General features: G+C 55.6%; 14 protein-coding genes. 13 read left to right on the top strand and 1 reads right to left on the bottom strand.

What is annotated here, in order from left to right; all coding sequences use genetic code 11:
* Positions 1 to 59 precede the first annotated feature (59 nt).
* The 3 genes from OLX08_RS10235 to murJ are packed head-to-tail and all read left to right on the top strand — an operon-like array spanning position 60 to position 5,558.
* Entirely contained in the window at positions 60 to 1,250 is a 1,191-nt protein-coding gene (locus tag OLX08_RS10235) for a penicillin-binding protein activator (protein WP_391481237.1), read from the top strand.
* Positions 1,210 to 4,023, top strand: coding sequence for a [protein-PII] uridylyltransferase (locus OLX08_RS10230; RefSeq protein ID WP_391481235.1), 2,814 nt, complete (start codon positions 1,210 to 1,212; stop codon positions 4,021 to 4,023). The genes OLX08_RS10235 and OLX08_RS10230 overlap by 41 nt, the downstream gene beginning before the upstream one ends.
* Positions 4,020 to 5,558 carry a murein biosynthesis integral membrane protein MurJ gene (murJ, locus tag OLX08_RS10225; RefSeq protein ID WP_391481233.1) on the top strand — a complete coding sequence of 513 codons (1,539 nt, stop codon included), beginning with the start codon at positions 4,020 to 4,022 and terminating at the stop codon, positions 5,556 to 5,558. Before OLX08_RS10230 ends, murJ begins: the two co-directional genes overlap by 4 nt.
* A 1-nt stretch (position 5,559) precedes the next feature.
* Here murJ and OLX08_RS10220 read toward each other — a convergent pair whose 3' ends face one another.
* Positions 5,560 to 6,237, bottom strand: a complete 678-nt coding sequence (locus tag OLX08_RS10220; protein WP_391481231.1) for a rhomboid family intramembrane serine protease — start codon at positions 6,235 to 6,237, stop codon at positions 5,560 to 5,562.
* 75 nt (positions 6,238 to 6,312) lie between these two features.
* Between OLX08_RS10220 and trpS the strand changes: the two genes are divergently transcribed.
* The 10 genes from trpS to OLX08_RS10170 all read left to right on the top strand — a co-directional run bounded on the left by trpS (position 6,313) and on the right by OLX08_RS10170 (position 14,719).
* Positions 6,313 to 7,332: a tryptophan--tRNA ligase gene (gene trpS, locus OLX08_RS10215; protein ID WP_048599262.1), complete on the top strand. Its 1,020-nt coding sequence runs from the start codon at positions 6,313 to 6,315 to the stop codon at positions 7,330 to 7,332.
* Positions 7,333 to 7,381: 49 nt separating this feature from the next.
* Positions 7,382 to 7,588 (top strand): TIGR03643 family protein, encoded by a 207-nt coding sequence (locus tag OLX08_RS10210; RefSeq protein ID WP_048599284.1) that lies wholly within the window; start codon positions 7,382 to 7,384, stop codon positions 7,586 to 7,588.
* 77 nt (positions 7,589 to 7,665) lie between these two features.
* A complete protein-coding gene (locus tag OLX08_RS10205; protein WP_048599261.1) occupies positions 7,666 to 8,121 on the top strand; it encodes a universal stress protein in 456 nt (151 codons plus the stop codon).
* A 78-nt stretch (positions 8,122 to 8,199) separates the two neighbouring features.
* Positions 8,200 to 8,760, top strand: a complete 561-nt coding sequence (locus tag OLX08_RS10200; RefSeq protein WP_048599260.1) for a NifU family protein — start codon at positions 8,200 to 8,202, stop codon at positions 8,758 to 8,760.
* Positions 8,757 to 9,341: a tRNA (adenosine(37)-N6)-threonylcarbamoyltransferase complex dimerization subunit type 1 TsaB gene (gene tsaB, locus OLX08_RS10195; protein WP_391481229.1), complete on the top strand. Its 585-nt coding sequence runs from the start codon at positions 8,757 to 8,759 to the stop codon at positions 9,339 to 9,341. The genes OLX08_RS10200 and tsaB overlap by 4 nt, the downstream gene beginning before the upstream one ends.
* 3 nt (positions 9,342 to 9,344) lie before the next feature.
* Positions 9,345 to 9,794, top strand: a complete 450-nt coding sequence (locus OLX08_RS10190; RefSeq protein WP_391481227.1) for a GNAT family N-acetyltransferase — start codon at positions 9,345 to 9,347, stop codon at positions 9,792 to 9,794.
* A 200-nt stretch (positions 9,795 to 9,994) separates the two neighbouring features.
* Positions 9,995 to 10,990 (top strand): BMP family lipoprotein, encoded by a 996-nt coding sequence (locus OLX08_RS10185; RefSeq protein ID WP_391481225.1) that lies wholly within the window; start codon positions 9,995 to 9,997, stop codon positions 10,988 to 10,990.
* Positions 10,991 to 11,069: 79 nt separating this feature from the next.
* Positions 11,070 to 12,641: an ABC transporter ATP-binding protein gene (locus OLX08_RS10180; RefSeq protein ID WP_391481223.1), complete on the top strand. Its 1,572-nt coding sequence runs from the start codon at positions 11,070 to 11,072 to the stop codon at positions 12,639 to 12,641.
* A 3-nt stretch (positions 12,642 to 12,644) separates the two neighbouring features.
* On the top strand, positions 12,645 to 13,742 hold the full coding sequence (locus OLX08_RS10175; protein ID WP_341245818.1) for an ABC transporter permease: 1,098 nt from the start codon (positions 12,645 to 12,647) through the stop codon (positions 13,740 to 13,742).
* Entirely contained in the window at positions 13,742 to 14,719 is a 978-nt protein-coding gene (locus OLX08_RS10170) for an ABC transporter permease (protein ID WP_341245817.1), read from the top strand. The genes OLX08_RS10175 and OLX08_RS10170 overlap by 1 nt, the downstream gene beginning before the upstream one ends.
* The last annotated feature ends 27 nt before the right edge of the window (positions 14,720 to 14,746 follow it).

Below are 14,746 nucleotides of genomic sequence, written 5' to 3'. Positions count from 1 at the left end.
TCTATGATACGCAGCAAGGGTCCAAAGGTTGGCCCACCACGAGGGAGTTTTGGTTTACCATGGTTACGCGTACACGCAATCGTATCACTTTCAACCCGCGCCGTGCAGCACTGCGCCTTGTGGGGGCAGCTGCGTTGCTTGCCCTTGCCGCTTGCAACCCAACTTCCGTGGGCGGCCTGTCAGGGCAAAGCGTGAACCCAAACAAAACGGTCCAAATCGCGCTGTTGGTGCCAAACGGGTCAGGCCGCGAAAGCGATGCACTTTTGGCACGCAACCTTGAAAACGCTGCGCGTCTTGCCATTGCGGATCAGACGAATGCCAAGATTGACCTACGCGTTTACGACACGGCAGGAACCCCGCAGCAGGCTTCAAACGCCGCAATCGCCGCCGTAAATGACGGCGCCAAAATTATCCTTGGGCCACTTTATGCAGAGGCTGCAAACGCAGCGGCAGTGGCCATCGCTGGCACAAACACAAATGTCTTGGCCTTCTCCAACAACGCATCTATCGCCGGTGGTAACCTTTTCATTCTGGGGCCAACATTTGAGAATACAGCAAACCGTTTGGTGAATTATGGCCGTCAAATTGGCAAAACCAACATTTTGATCGCCCATGCAGACGAACTCGCAGGGCAAGTTGGCCGAGACGCCATCATCAGTGCAGCAAATCGCAATGGGGCTACGATTACGGGCGTTGAAAGCTATCCGTTCAGCCAAGACGGCATCAACAACGCCGCCCGCCGCATCAGCGCGACAGTCAAGGAAACCGGTGCCGATACCTTGTTTGTGACAGCGGGCCCTGAGTCCGACTTGCCGTTTTTGATGACAGCCCTGCCCGAGCGTGGCCTTGGGATGGATATTCAGCTGATGGGACTGACACGGTGGAGCTCACAGCCACAGTCACTTGTCCTGCCAGGCCTGCAAGGTGGTGTGTTCACACTACCCGACCAAGCACTTGAGCGTAACTTCGCCGCCCGCTACCAAGCGGAATATTCCGAACGCCCGCACCCCATCGCAGGTCTTTCCTATGACGGCATCGCTGCAATCGGCGCACTTTTGGCCCAAGGCCGTTCTGACGCCCTGACTTCACCAAGCCTTACCCGCCAATCGGGATTTGTCGGCACCCAAGGCATCTTCCGCCTTCTGCCCGACGGCACAAACGAGCGCGGCCTTGCTGTCGCGAAAATTGAAAACAATCAGGTGGCAATCCTTGACCCAGCTCCCAAAAACTTCAGCGGCGCTGGTTTCTGACGCCGACGATTTTGAACACGAAGGTCCGGAGCCCCTTGTGGCGCCGGCCTTTGTCGTTTTCGATCAAGCCGCAGCCCAAGACGACCTGACGCGCATCCTTGATGACTGTGCGGACGCAAAAGCCATCCGTGCCGCAACCGTAGACTATCTTAAAGACGCAAATGCCAAGGGCCGCGCCGTCATCAAAGAGGCGTTTCTGGCCGAACCAACCCACGCGCGCCCTACAACATCAGCCTATGCATTTTTGACGGACGGACTTGTGCGCACAGTGCATTGGGTTGCCGAGACGTATCTACACCGCAACAGCAATCCCACCAAAGGTGAGCGACTTGCCGTTATTGCCGTGGGTGGCTATGGCCGCGCAGAAATGGCGCCACATTCAGACGTGGACTTGCTGTTTCTCACCCCCACCAAAATCACAGCTTGGGCCGAGAGCACGATTGAATCGATGCTCTACATGCTGTGGGATTTGCGTCTGAAAGTTGGCCAAGCCAGCCGGACCATCGCGGATTGTATCAGACTTGGCCGCGAAGATTTCACCATCCGTACCTCGCTTGTTGAGCAACGCTATATCTGCGGAGATCAGACGTTGGGCGATGAATTACGCGACCAACTTTGGACCGACCTCTTTCAGTCCACGGCGTCCGAATTCATTGAGGCCAAACTTGAGGAACGCGCCGAGCGGCACCGCAAGCAAGGCGGACAGCGCTACATGGTTGAGCCAAATGTAAAAGAAGGCAAAGGCGGTCTGCGCGATCTGCAGTCACTCTTTTGGATGAACAAATACCTGCACGGCGTTGATGACCCCGGCAATCTTGTTGAGCTTGGCGTTTTCACCGATGACGAGTTCGAGACTTTTCTGCGTGCAGAAGACTTTTTGTGGGCAACGCGGTGCCATCTGCATTTGGTAGCTTCACGCCCCGTGGATCAGCTGACGTTTGATATGCAAGTCGAGGTGGCTGATGCGATGGGCTACACCGATCATTCGGGGCGTCGCGGCGTTGAACATTTCATGCAGGCCTACTTCCGTCACGCCACTTCTGTTGGTGAGCTAACCCGCATATTCTTGACGGCCCTTGAGAACGACCACCTCAAATCTGAGCCTATGTTGATGCGTATTTTCAAACGCAAACCACGGGTACGTGCGCCCTTTGCCATTGAGCAAAACCGCATCACGGTGCCTGACCCAGAGGTGTTCGTTGAAACGCCCGTGAATATGCTGCGCATCTTTGAAGAAGCACTGCGCACAGGTACTTTGATCCATCCCAACGCGATGCGGCTTTTGGCCGCCAACATTCCACTGGTCGATAATAACTTGCGCAGCACCCCCGAGGCCAAGCGCATCTTTCTCGACTTGCTTCTCAAACACGACAATCCCGAACGCTCGCTGCGTCGAATGAACGAGCTTGGGGTGCTTTCCGCATTCATTCCCGAATTTGAGCCGATCGTCGCAATGATGCAGTTCAACATGTATCACAGCTACACTGTTGATGAGCACACCATCCAAACGATCAGCCATCTGCACCGCATTGAAAAAGGTGAGCTGCTTGAAGACCTACCCGTGGCGTCTGACATCATTCAAAGCGGCATCAACCGCAAGGTACTTTACGTAGCACTATTGCTGCACGACATCGGCAAAGGACGACCCGAGGACCACTCAATCCTTGGTGCACAAATCGCGCGAAAAGTTTGCCCACGTTTGGGGCTGAGCAAATCAGAATGTGAAACCGTCGAGTGGCTGGTGCGCTACCACTTGCTGATGTCAGACACGGCACAAAAACGCGATATTGCTGATCCGCGCACGGTGCGCGACTTTGCCAAGGCAGTGAAATCTGTTGGGCGGCTGGATTTGTTGTTGCTTGTCACTGTGTGTGACATTCGCGGCGTGGGTCCTGACACGTGGAACAACTGGAAAGCCTCGCTGTTGCGCGCGCTTTACCGCCAGACCCGCCGCGCCCTTGAAGGCGGCATGGAGGCGCTGAACCGTGAAACCCGCGGTGCAGAGGCGAAAAAGGCGTTGCGCGCGGCACTTCCGGATTGGGGCACAAAGGATCTTCGGGTTGAGACAAACCGGCATTACCCTCCGTATTGGCAAGGCTTGCACGTAACAGCCCACGTTGATGTTGCGCATCTGTTGCGCGGCATTGGCGATACGGACATTCGCGTCAAACTGACCATGGATGAAGACCGCGACGCCACCCGCGCGGTTTGTGTCATGGCCGATCACCCAGGCATTTTCAGCCGCATCGCAGGCGCATTGGCCTTGGTCGGCGCAAACATTGTGGATGCACGGACGTTCACCACCAAAGACGGCTACGCAACAGCCGCGTTTTGGGTGCAAGACGCCAATGAGACCCCCTTTGAGGCCAGCCGCCTGCCCCGTCTTGAACAAATGATCGGCAAGACCCTGCGCGGTGAAGTCATCACCCGCGACGCGCTTGCGCCAAAAGACAAAATCAAGAAGCGCGAAAAAGCGTTCCGCGTGCCGACAACAATCACTTTCGATAACGACGGCTCGGATATTTACACAATCATTGAGGTCGACACCCGTGACCGCCCAGGCCTGCTTCATGATCTGACCCGCGCGCTGGCAGCCGCCAATATCAACATCGGCAGCGCGATCATCGCCACCTACGGCGAACAGGTCGTGGATGCCTTCTACGTCAAAGATATGTTCGGCCTTAAGTTCTACTCCGAGAGCAAACAAAAAAGCCTTGAGCGGAATTTGCGCGACGCCATTGAGCGCGGCGTGGAGCGTGCAGCCGAGGCATGAAACGCATACGTCTCATCTCAGGCATGCTCACTGTGGGGGGCTGGACGTTGCTCAGCCGCATTTTGGGGTTTGTGCGCGACATTACCATTGCGGCATTTTTGGGTGCGGGCCCTGTGGCCGAAGCGTTCCTGATCGCATTTTCACTGCCCAATATGTTCCGCCGTTTCTTTGCCGAAGGGGCGTTTAACATGGCCTTCGTGCCCATGTTCTCCAAAAAGCTCGAAGCAAATGACGGCGCCCTGCCTTTCGCCCGTGATGCGTTCACGGGGCTGGCTGCGGTATTGATCGGACTGACCCTGATAGCCCTGTTTGCAATGCCCGCGCTTGTTTACGCCATGGCCGCGGGGTTCGCAGGCGACGCCCGCTTCGATCTTGCGGTAAACTTCGGACGTATTGCTTTTGCCTATATCATCTTCATTTCGCTGGCCGCTCTTTTGTCAGGGGTGCTTAACGCCACAGGCCGTTTTGTAGCGGCAGCCGCAGCACCTGCGTTGTTAAACGTTGTCTTCATCGCGGCACTGATGCTGGCCTATCAAATGGGCTGGGACATGGGGCTTACATTGGCGTGGGCCGTGCCCACTGCGGGCATTGCACAATTCGCTTTGGTCTGGAGTGCCGCTGCGCGGGCTGGCTTTAGGATCACACCCGCCAGATCGCGCATGACGCCCGAACTAAAGCGGCTGATGCTGGTCATGGGGCCCGCGATGCTTGCAGGCGGTGTGGTTCAGATCAACCTTTTGATCGGGCGGCAGATCGCCAGCCAATTTGACGGTGCAATCGCGTGGCTAAATTACGCAGACCGCCTTTATCAGCTGCCCCTTGGTGTTGTCGCCATTGCCATCGGTGTGGTGCTTTTGCCGGACCTCAGTCGCAAGCTGGAGGCCAATGATACCGTTGGTGGCCGTGATGCGTTCAACCGCGCAACAGAACTAAGCCTTGCGCTGACGGTTCCCGCATCCGTCGCCCTTATCGTCATCCCACTGCCACTGATCAGTGTGCTCTTTCAACGCGGCGCATTTGCTTTCACTGATGCCCAAGCAACCGCGTGGGCTGTGGCAATCTACGGGCTTGGGCTTCCTGCGTTTGTGCTTCAAAAAACGCTGCAGCCGCTTTTCTTTGCCCGTCACGACACAAAGCGACCTTTCTATTTTGCGCTGGTCTCCCTGTTCATCAATGCCGTGGTGGCGGTGGGGCTTTCGCCGCTTATCGGATTTACAGCCGCCGCGTGGGGCACGTCTCTGGCGGGATGGGGCATGGCGGCACTACTATGGATCAAAACCAAACCTATGGGCGATGCGGCCGGTTTTGACGCCCGCTTCAAAATACGCCTGCCGCGGATCATTGCAGCCTCAGGTATTATGGGTGCCAGCCTATGGGGCGTTGCAAGCACGCTGACACCAGTCCTTTATGACAGCCCGTGGCGCGGGCTTGGGCTGCTTGCGCTTTGCGCCACAGGGATCGTTGTGTACGGCGTTGCAGGGCAAATTTTAGGCGCCTTCAAAATGCAGGATTTCCGGCAGGCACTGCGCAGATAAATCAGTTGCGGCGAATGCGTGCCAAAATGCCAGCCCAACCACCGGGGCGCACAATTCCGCTAAGCAAAAAACCTGCTCCAAAGCCAACTGCATCCGCAATCCATGTGCTGTTAGATCCGAACAACAAGGCAAAAAGCAGCTGAATGCCCAGCAAGAACCCGATCAACATGAACGCGCGCACTTGTGGCTCGCCGCGCGCCGCAAGCTGTGCCGCCAATAAATACGTGAACGCGCCAATAAGACCGTACGCACCGGGATAGCCTCCCACCAGTGGCGACGGATCATCAAATGCCAGCCCAAAAGCCAAAGCACCCACGATGGATGAGACGAAGAACACCAAAAACGCCGCAACACCGCCAAACGCATCGGACACAGATTTGCCAAGCGCCAACACGAACACCCCCGCAAAGAGGGCCTGCGTCAGGGAAAGGTGCACGAAGGGGTAAGTAAGAAACCGCTTCAATCGGTCCAGCGTCCAAATTCCGCGCTCAAGACCATCATCTATGATCTGGCCGTAAAAGCCGTAGTCTTGGATCGCAGCCAGCCGCCAACCTGACGCCTCAGGGCCACCTACGAAACCAGTCCCCCCAAGCGCAAACATCAACTCGGGGATCACAAATCCCGCAGTAAGCAAAAGCACAACGGGGTGCAGAGGGTGGACAACAGGTTGTTGGTTCATCTTGTCGGCTCCTTGACGGATTGCTGTGTCATAGGTAATCGCTGCGACAGTTTTGCACCAGATGGAATGTCAGTCATGAGCACGTCACAGTTCACCCCACGCGTCTTTTCCGGCATCCAGCCATCTGGTGGGTTGACCCTTGGCAACTACCTTGGCGCGATGAAACGCTTTGTGGACATGCAAGACGCCGGCACCCACGAAACGATTTACTGCATGGTGGATTTGCACGCGATCACTGTCGCCCAAGACCCCAAAGATCTTGCTCATAACACACGCGAGCTTTGCGCAGGCTTCATCGCCAGCGGCATTGATCCCGAGAAATCCGTTTTGTTCAACCAATCCCAAGTCCCCGAGCACGCGCAACTGGGATGGATTTTCAACTGCGTGGCGCGCATGGGCTGGATGGGCCGCATGACCCAGTGGAAAGACAAAGCGGGCAAAAACGCAGAACAAGCCTCGCTTGGGTTGTTTGCCTACCCTGCCCTGATGGCCGCAGATATTCTGGTTTATCACGCCACGCACGTGCCTGTGGGCGAAGATCAAAAACAACACCTTGAGCTGACCCGCGACATTGCCGCCAAATTTAACCACGACTACGGCGTCGACTTTTTCCCAATCACCGAACCGGTGATTGAAGGGGCCGCCACCCGTGTGATGTCATTGCGCGATGGCACCAAGAAAATGTCAAAGTCTGACCCGTCTGACCTGAGCCGGATCAACATGACAGATACCGCCGACGCGATTGCCAAAAAGATCCGCAAGGCCAAAACAGATCCCGAACCGCTTCCCGAAGCGCTTGATGGGTTGGACGAGCGCCCAGATGCGCGCAATCTTGTGAACATCTATGCCGCTTTGGCCGAAATCACCCCACAGCAGGTGCTGGACCAGCATGCTGGCTCTCAGTTTGGCACGTTCAAGCCTGTGCTGGCCGATCTGGCTGTTGAAAAGCTTGCCCCCATCGGCACTGAAATGTCACGATTGATGGAAGACCAAGCCGAGATCGACCGCATTCTGGCCCGCGGTGCAGAACGGGGCCGTGAGATTGCAGCGCCAATTCTTGCAAAAACACTCGAAATTGTGGGGATGGTCCGCTAACGCACACCACCCCCTTGGCACATGGAACAGGCGCCTTATGTCTGGCTTCATGACAGACCTTTCCGAAGCCGACATCAGCGCCATCATTGAAATGGCCCTCTCCGATCACACTGCATTTGCCGATATCGAACGCGAATACGGTCTGAAGGACAAAGAGGTCAAAGCGTTGATGCGCTCAAACCTCAAAACATCAAGCTACCGCACGTGGCGAAAAAGGGTACGCACCTTTGGTGATCGGCGCGCGCATTACAAATAGTCACATCTTTCGATTGCCAGCGACGTGCACTGCGGTCATGATCGCATCGGTTAGCATCCCGAGGGAGGGGAAAGATTATGCGTAAGTTCCTTGTTGTCTTGGACGACAGTCGCGAATGCCTCAACGCAATGCGGTTTGCGGCCATGCGTGCGTCCAAAACTGGTGGCGGCGTGGAAATCCTCTCGGTCATTCCACCAGAGGAGTTCAACCACTGGATCGGTGTTGCCGACATCATGCGCGCCGAAGCCCGCGAGCGGATCGAAGTGCATTTTGAGGTCTACGCCAAATGGATGCGCGACAAACTCTCGATTGAGCCAGAATTGGTGATCCGTGAAGGCCGCCCGTCCGAAGAAATCGTCCAGCAGATTATGGATGATCCAGAAGTCGGTATTTTGGTGTTGGGCGCAGCGACAGACAAAAAAGGCCCTGGCCCGCTTGTCACGCAAATGACCAAAAACGCAGGCGCGCTTCCCGTGCCAATGACGATTGTTCCCGGCGACATCAGCAAAGAAAAGCTGGAAGCGATCACTTAAATTACGTTTTAGAACCATTCTAAACTATTGACTAAATGGCGCAGCGATCGCATATCTGATGCAAAGGAGACCTTTCCGATGTTCATTCAAACCGAGTCTACGCCAAACCCTGCCACGTTGAAGTTCCTCCCGGGACAAGAAGTGCTCGATATGGGTACGGCAGATTTCACGACCCCAGAAGCCGCGGCCTCATCGCCGCTGGCCACGCGTCTTTTCGCGGTGCAAGGTGTAACGGCTGTGTTCTTCGGTCTGGACTTTGTGACAGTGACCAAAGCTGATGACGCCGAGTGGGATCACCTGAAGCCAGCCCTTCTTGGCGCGATCATGGAGCATTTCCAGTCCGGTCAACCTGTTATGGAAGGCGAAAACACCTCGTCTGGTCACGCTGAACATACTGGCGAAGACGGCGAGATTGTTGGCCAGATTAAGGAACTTCTCGACACGCGCGTGCGTCCGGCAGTTGCCCAAGATGGTGGTGATATTACGTTCCACGGCTTTGATCGCGGCATCGTATATCTGCACATGCAAGGTGCTTGCGCGGGATGCCCATCATCTACGCTGACCCTTAAAATGGGCATTGAGAACTTGTTGCGCCACTATATCCCCGAGGTGATAGAAGTGCGCCCAGTCGCCGCGTGATCCTCGCCTTCGACACCTCTGGCCCACATATCGCCGTCTGCCTTTTGGACGGCGATACCGTTTGTGCCGCCTCGTTCGACGAAATGGCAAAAGGCCAAGCCGAACAGCTATTTCCCAAGATTGAGGACGCGCTTGCAGAGGCCGGCGCGACCTATGCCGACATCACACGTATAGGCGTGGGCACGGGGCCCGGAAATTTCACGGGCATTCGCATTTCCGTTTCTGCAGCGCGCGGTTTGGCGTTGTCGCTTGGGGTTCCAGCAATTGGCGTGACCGCGCTTGAAGCCTACGCGCTTGATGCCCCGCAGCCATTTGTGTCGCTTGTGGATGCAAAGCGCGGCAACGTCTACGCCCAGCGCTTTGACACAGATCCAACAGAACCAGTTTTCACGGATGCCCAAGGCGCGAACCCAGATGGAATCGCAACTGTTACGGCGCAGACTGCAGCGCATCAAATTGCTGTGGCAATCGCAAAGCTTACCGCTGCGAAATCGCCCCAAGACGCCCCGCCGAAGCCATTTTATATGCGCCCAGCTGATGCCGCCCCCTCACGAGACACGCCCCCGCGCATTTTGGCATAGGCAATGACGACGCCTGTATCCCCCAAAACCCAACTTACGCCAGAGGCCATGGCCCAAACGCACGCCGCGGCTTTTGAGTTAACCCGTCCGTGGTCGGCACATGAGTTTTCTGACCTGATTGAAAGCCCCACTTGTTTTGTGGTCGGCGACGCGCAGTGTTTTGCCCTTTCTCGGATCATCGCAGATGAGGCGGAACTTTTGACCATCGCGACCCATCCGGATCACCTACGACAAGGCCACGCCAAAGCCGTGATGGACAGCCTTCATTCTCAATTGCAAACGCGCGGCGCAGTGCAGATATTTCTTGAAGTGGCTGCACCGAATCTAGGCGCGTTGGCGCTGTATGAAAGCCTCGGCTACCTGCATGTTGGTCGCCGCAAAGCCTACTACACCCCAACATCTGGTGGTGAGGCTCTCGATGCTATCGTAATGCAGCGTAAATTGCCTATTTAACGCACATTTTTATGCGCTAGCTGCGGCTACACGTTACGGAAATATGAATCGCACTTGACCCCCCGCGCGCCCTGCCGCTTACTGTCGCTCATAAGGGTGTGGGTTGCCAATTTGGCATGGCCTGCGCTCTGCGAGGGCGACAATGAAATCTGCGATTTGGCGTGCCTCGTCTCGATTTAGAAATCCTTGGGGAGATACTCATGACAATCATGACGAAACTGATGAGCGCCGCAACTGGTCTTGCTCTGACCGCAACTGCTGCTGTTGCTGATCCTGCGATCATTTTCGATTTGGGCGGCAAGTTCGACAAATCGTTCAACGAAGCTGCGTTCAATGGCGCATCACGTTGGGCCGAAGAAACTGGTGGCACATTCAAAGAGATCGAATTGCAGTCAGACGCACAGCGCGAGCAAGCTCTGCGCCGCTTTGCGGAATCCGGTGCTAACCCAATCGTCATGGCAGGTTTCGCGTTCGGCTCAGCACTAAGCGAAGTTGCACCTGACTACCCTGACACAAAATTTGCGATCATCGACATGGTTGTAGACCAGCCAAACGTTCGCTCTGTTGTATTCAACGAGCACGAAGGTTCATACCTTGCGGGCATCATGGCGGCGAACGCATCTGAAACTGGCACAGTTTCATTCATCGGTGGCATGGACATTCCGCTGATCCGCCGCTTTGCGTGTGGCTATGCGCAAGGCGCAAAAGCAGCAAACGCTGACATCACAGTGATCTCCAACATGACCGGCACAACTGGTGCGGCGTGGAACGATCCGGTAAAAGGTTCCGAGCTGACCAAAGCGCAAATCAGCCAAGGTTCTGACGTTGTTTATGCAGCGGCAGGCGGCACCGGTCTGGGTGTTCTGCAGACCGCAGCTGACGAAGGCATTTTGTCTATCGGCGTGGACAGCAACCAAAACTACCTGCACCCAGGAAAAGTTCTTACATCAATGCTCAAGCGCGTGGACAATGCTGTCTACAACGCGATGCTTGACGGCACAGACATGGAAACAGGCTTCAATGTCATGGACCTGTCAAACCGTGGTGTTGGCGTTGCGCTCGATGAGAACAACGAAGGCCTCGTAACTTACGCGATGCTGTCTGAGACATATGCAGCGGCTGACAAAATCATAAGCGGCGACATCAAAGTGCATGACTACATGTCAGACGAATCCTGCCCTGCGCTGGACTTCTAAGACGTAATACCTATCGGGCCGCGCGGAAGACAATCTGCGCGGCCCTTTCCTATTCAGACAACGCAGGCGTTCATTTCTGATGACTGATATTGCTCCCGCCATCGAACTTAAGGGCATCTCAAAAGCCTTTGGACCGGTGCAAGCCAACAAAGACATTTCAATTCGCGTAATGCCCGGCACAATCCACGGGATTATCGGTGAAAATGGCGCAGGCAAATCAACTCTGATGAGCATCCTTTACGGCTTTTACAAAGCCGACAAAGGCGAGGTTTTCATCAGCGGCCGAAAAACAGAAATTCCTGACAGCCAAGCCGCGATTGCCGCAGGCATTGGGATGGTGTTCCAGCACTTTAAACTCGTTGAAAATTTTACAGTTCTTGAGAATGTTGTATTGGGCGCAGAAGATGGCTGGAGCCTTGGCCCGTCACTGCGCAAAGCGCGCAAAGAGCTGATTAACCTTGCGGATGAATACGGCTTGAACGTGGATCCTGATGCCTTGATTGAAGAAATCGGCGTGGGGATGCAGCAGCGCGTGGAAATCCTTAAGGCGCTTTACCGGCAAGCGGACATTTTGATCCTTGATGAGCCAACGGGTGTGCTAACCCCCGCAGAGGCAGATCAGCTTTTCCGCATTCTGCAGCGCCTGAAGGCCGAAGGAAAAACGATTATCCTCATCACACACAAGCTGCGTGAAATTATGGATGTCACCGATACCGTCAGCGTGATGCGGCGCGGTGAAATGACCGCCACGGTCAAGACATCTGAGACAAGCCCGCAACAACTGGCCGAGCTGATGGTAGGCCGCAAAGTGTTGCTGCGCGTTGATAAAACACCCGCAAAACCGCGCGAGGCTGTCCTTGAAGTAAAAGGCCTTAACGTCACAGATGACAAAGGCGTTCATCGCCTCAAGGGCATTGATTTGACTGTGCGCGCAGGCGAGGTATTGGGCATTGCTGGCGTGGCTGGCAACGGACAGTCAGAGTTGCTTGAAGTCTTGGGCGGCATCCAATCCGGCGAAGGTTCAGTCAAACTGAACGGCGCTGAAATTGATCTGACGGGACGCCATTCAGACGGACAGTCACGGCGCGCACGGGGCATTGCGCACGTTCCCGAAGACAGGCAACGCGAAGGCCTAATTATGAATTTTGCCGCGTGGGAAAACACCGGCTTCGGGTATCATCACGATGACCGCTACAACCGCAGCCGCCTGATGATGGACAACGCCGCACTACGCCAAGACACTGAAGAAAAGATGGACCGCTTCGACGTGCGCCCGCCCAATCCAAAGCTGGCGGCCAAATCCTTTTCGGGAGGCAACCAACAAAAAATCGTTCTGGCCCGCGAGATTGAGCGCAACCCGGACTTGTTGCTGATCGGTCAACCCACCCGCGGTGTGGACATTGGTGCAATCGAATTCATCCACCAACAAATCGTCGCCCTGCGCGATCAAGGCAAAGCGATCTTGCTGGTCTCGGTCGAGTTGGAGGAAATCCTCGCGCTATCTGACCGGATTGCTGTCATGTTTGACGGCCAAATAATGGGCGAACGTTTGCCCGATGAGACAGACGAAAAAGAGCTGGGCCTGATGATGGCTGGCATGACTCGTGAGGCAGCCGCCATGCAGCCTCAAAACGCAGCACAGGAGGGCTAGAGCATGGATGTGATCCCAAAGTGGGCCGACGCGGTTTTGGTCCCTCTTATTTCACTTATTCTTGCCGCAGTACTTTCGGCGCTTGTGATCCTTGCCATCGGTGAGGACCCTGTTGCGGCTGCAAAGCTCATGGTCGAAGGCGCTATTGGTTCGACCTACGGCTGGGGCTACACGCTTTATTACGCGACCAACTTTATTTTCACAGGCCTTGCCGTATCGGTCGCGTTTCATGCGCGCATGTTCAACATTGGCGGCGAGGGACAGGCCATGCTTGGCGGTTTGGGCGTGGCATTGGTATGTCTTTATATTCCGTTCCCGCACTGGGCACTGGCTTTGCCCGTAGCGATTATCGGCGCTGCTGCCTTTGCCGCAATTTGGGCCGCGATCCCAGCATATTTACAGGCCAAACGGGGCAGCCACATTGTTATCACCACAATCATGTTCAACTTCATTGCAGCAGCGCTTTTGAACTACCTGTTGGTGGGTATGCTCAAACCCTCAGGTGCGATGGATCCGGCAACCGCAAAGTTTGCAGCCACTACGCACCTTCCGACCTTCCAAGATTTGTTCAGCTGGGGTGAAAAGCCAGTGTTCCGTGGCGCACCCGCAAACGTCAGCTTTTTCGTCAGTTTGCTGGCCTGCGTCGCCGTTTGGTTCTTGATCTGGCGGACCCGTCTGGGCTTTGAAATTCGCGCCTACGGCGAAAGCGAAAGCGCTGCGAAATACGCGGGTATCAGCCCCACCAAAATTATCATGATCTCAATGATCATCTCGGGCGCATTGGCGGGCTGCATGGCGATCAACAACGTCATGGGCGAGGCAGAGCGTCTGGTGTTAGGCAGTGTCGAGGGCGCAGGTTTCATCGGCATCGCGGTGGCATTGATGGGCCGCAGCCACCCGCTTGGGGTGCTTCTTGCCGCGATCTTGTTTGGCTTTTTGTATCAGGGGGGTGCAGAACTGGCGCTTTGGACGAACATCCCCCGTGAGTTGATCATCGTCATTCAGGCCCTAGTCATCATGTTCACAGGGGCGCTCGACAACATGATCCGCATGCCCCTTGAGAAAATATTCTTGATGATGCGCAAAGAGGGAGCAGCATAATGTGGGATTTTCTGAACCTCTTTTCCGTCCCCGTTCTTGAGACATCAATCCGCTTGGCCACACCCTTGTTGTTGGCGTGCCTTGCAGGACTGTTCAGCGAACGTGCGGGTATTTTTGACATCGGCCTTGAAGGCAAAATGTTGATTGCCGCGTTCTTTTCTGCCGCGATCAGCTTCAACACAGGCTCTGTGTGGCTTGGGCTTGGGGCCGGTATTTTGGCCTCAGTCACCTTGTCGATCATCCACGGGCTGGCCTCGATCACATTCCGTGGCAACCAACTGATCTCTGGCGTGGCAATCAATTTTCTCGCTGCAGGCATGACCGTTTTAATTGCGCAAAGCTGGTTCAAACAAGGCGGGCGTACGCCCCAGCTTGAGGGCGCTGCGCGGTTCAACCCAATTGAATTTCCATTCGCCGAAACCTTCATGCCCGTGCCCGTTGCAGGACCGGTCTACGCTAGCCTAATCGGCGGGCACGCTCTGTTGGTTTATGTGGCAATCGCAATGGTGCCCCTGACCTGGTGGGTCCTGTTTCGCACACGCTTCGGCCTGCGCCTACGCGCCGTCGGCGAGAACCCCGCCGCGGTCGATACTGCAGGCGTTTCCGTGGTTGGTCTGCGCTATGCGGCAGTCCTGATTTGCGGTGTCTTGTGCGGGCTTGCGGGTGCCTATTTGGCGACAGCGCTGCAGGCAGGTTTCGTCAAAGATATGACCGCAGGTCGTGGCTACATCGCCCTTGCCGCGCTGATCTTTGCCAAGTGGCGGCCGTGGTACGCATTGGCCGCGTGTCTGCTGTTTGGCTATCTACAAGCGATCGCCTTGCGTCCTGATCTTTTGACCGCTGCGTTTGGGTTCAAAGTGCAAATCCAATTGCTTGACGCATTACCGTACATTTTGACAGTCGTGATCTTGGCCGGATTTGTGGGCAAAGCCATTCCCCCACGGGCTGGCGGCGCGCCATATGTGAAAGAGCGGTAAGACAACTGGACTCATAGTGCCTTTCAA

The organism is Nereida ignava (assembly GCF_047114695.1).
Lineage (GTDB): Bacteria > Pseudomonadota > Alphaproteobacteria > Rhodobacterales > Rhodobacteraceae > Nereida > Nereida ignava.
Note: the sequence above shows the minus strand (reverse complement) of the source record. Positions and strands in the feature narration are given on the sequence as shown.

Coding starts and splice junctions, on each gene's coding strand:
- murJ (WP_391481233.1), top strand. CDS start 4,020: ATGAAACGCATACGTCTCATCTCAGGCATGCTCACTGTGGGGGGCTGG.
- trpS (WP_048599262.1), top strand. CDS start 6,313: ATGAGCACGTCACAGTTCACCCCACGCGTCTTTTCCGGCATCCAGCCA.
- OLX08_RS10190 (WP_391481227.1), top strand. CDS start 9,345: ATGACGACGCCTGTATCCCCCAAAACCCAACTTACGCCAGAGGCCATG.
- OLX08_RS10200 (WP_048599260.1), top strand. CDS start 8,200: ATGTTCATTCAAACCGAGTCTACGCCAAACCCTGCCACGTTGAAGTTC.
- OLX08_RS10175 (WP_341245818.1), top strand. CDS start 12,645: ATGGATGTGATCCCAAAGTGGGCCGACGCGGTTTTGGTCCCTCTTATT.
- OLX08_RS10205 (WP_048599261.1), top strand. CDS start 7,666: ATGCGTAAGTTCCTTGTTGTCTTGGACGACAGTCGCGAATGCCTCAAC.
- OLX08_RS10235 (WP_391481237.1), top strand. CDS start 60: ATGGTTACGCGTACACGCAATCGTATCACTTTCAACCCGCGCCGTGCA.
- OLX08_RS10170 (WP_341245817.1), top strand. CDS start 13,742: ATGTGGGATTTTCTGAACCTCTTTTCCGTCCCCGTTCTTGAGACATCA.
- OLX08_RS10220 (WP_391481231.1), bottom strand. CDS start 6,237: ATGAACCAACAACCTGTTGTCCACCCTCTGCACCCCGTTGTGCTTTTG.
- OLX08_RS10185 (WP_391481225.1), top strand. CDS start 9,995: ATGACAATCATGACGAAACTGATGAGCGCCGCAACTGGTCTTGCTCTG.
- OLX08_RS10210 (WP_048599284.1), top strand. CDS start 7,382: ATGACAGACCTTTCCGAAGCCGACATCAGCGCCATCATTGAAATGGCC.
- OLX08_RS10180 (WP_391481223.1), top strand. CDS start 11,070: ATGACTGATATTGCTCCCGCCATCGAACTTAAGGGCATCTCAAAAGCC.